General features: G+C 67.6%; 1 pseudogene. It reads right to left on the bottom strand.

Annotated features, from left to right (window positions below):
- Positions 1-621 (bottom strand): annotated as a pseudogene (locus CRT60_RS13160) (bifunctional acetaldehyde-CoA/alcohol dehydrogenase); the annotation flags it as partial.

Here is a 621-nt window from a genome sequence, read left to right as displayed (position 1 = left end):
GATCTCGGCGACCAGCGGATAGCGCGGGTTGGCGCCGGTGCACTGGTCATCGAACGCCGCTTCGGCAATCGCATCGACCCGCGCCAGGAAGGCCGCCTCCGGCACCCCCGCCGCCTGGATCGAGGCCGGGATCTCCAGCGCCCGCTTCATCTCCTCGACCCAACCGATCAGCTTCTCGACCCGCTCATGGTCGCGGCTGCCGCCCAACTCCAGATGACGGGCGATCTGCGCATAGCGCGCCACGCCCTTCGGACGGTCGTACTGGCTGAACGCCGTCTGCTTGGTCGGGATGTCCGCCGCGTTGTAGCGGATCACGTTGGCGATCAGCAGCGCGTTGGCGATGCCGTGCGGGATGTGGAACTCCGCCCCCAGCTTGTGCGCCATCGAATGGCACACGCCGAGGAAGGCGTTGGCGAAGGCGATGCCGGCCAGCGTCGCCGCATTGTGAACCAGCTCCCGCGCCTTCGGATCCTGGCTGCCGTTGCGGTAGGCCGAGGGCAGATGCTCCTTCAACAGCTTCAACGCCTGCAAGGCCTGACCGTCCGAATACTCGTTCGCCACCACCGAGACATAGGCCTCCAGCGCATGGGTCACCGCGTCGATGCCGCCCGCCGCCGTCAG

The sequence above is a fragment of the Azospirillum palustre genome (assembly GCF_002573965.1).
GTDB classification, from domain to species: domain Bacteria; phylum Pseudomonadota; class Alphaproteobacteria; order Azospirillales; family Azospirillaceae; genus Azospirillum; species Azospirillum palustre.
This window is presented reverse-complemented; position numbering and strand designations above follow the sequence as displayed.